The sequence below is a fragment of the Actinacidiphila sp. bgisy160 genome, assembly GCF_965342435.1.
Classification (GTDB): domain Bacteria; phylum Actinomycetota; class Actinomycetes; order Streptomycetales; family Streptomycetaceae; genus Actinacidiphila.
This window is the reverse complement of the sequence record NZ_CBDRCM010000147.1, coordinates 1-688: the sequence shown is the minus strand read 5'-3', so window position 1 is coordinate 688 and position 688 is coordinate 1. Positions and strand designations below refer to the sequence as shown.

The window sequence follows — 688 nt, the reverse complement described above, 5'->3', positions numbered from 1 at the left end:
GACCGAGCACGACTGCCCCCTCCACCTACTACGCCCACCACAAACGCCGGACCATGCCGTCCGCCAGGACCGTGCGGGACGCCAAGCTGAAGGAACAGATCACCGAGGTCTTCGAGGCCAACTACCGTGTCTATGGAGCGAGGAAGATATGGCGCGAGCTGAACCGGCAGGGCAGCGACGTGGCCCGCTGCACCGTTGAACGCCTGATGCGCGAGCTCGGTATCGCCGGAGCGGTCCGCGGCAAACGCGTGATCACCACGCTGCCCGGCGGGCAGGTCGAGCGGGCCCCGGACCTGGTGGATCGCGACTTCGTCGCCGGCGCCCCGAACCGCTGCTGGGTCGCGGACTTCACCCACGTGAAGACCTGGGCCGGTGTCGTATACGTCTCCTTCGTCGTGGACACCTTCTCCCGCCGGATCGTCGGCTGGTCTGCGGCCACCGTGAAGGAAACGGTCTTCGTGCTGGACGCCCTGGAGATGGCGATCTGGCAACGCGACCGCGAGCAACACCCGGTCCAGCCAGGTGAGTTGATCCATCACTCGGACGCCGGGTCGCAGTACACGAGTTTCCGGCTTGCCGAGCATCTGGACGCTGCCGGCATCGCCGCCTCGATCGGATCGGTCGGCGACGCGTACGACAACGCCCTGATGGAGAGCACGATCGGCCTGTTCAAGACCGAGCTCATCAG

General features: G+C 66.4%; 1 protein-coding gene. It reads left to right on the top strand.

Features of this window, described 5'->3' with window-relative positions; genetic code table 11:
* A partial coding sequence (locus ACRWNP_RS37175) for an IS3 family transposase (RefSeq protein WP_431969437.1) occupies positions 1–688 on the top strand: 688 nt, incomplete at both ends.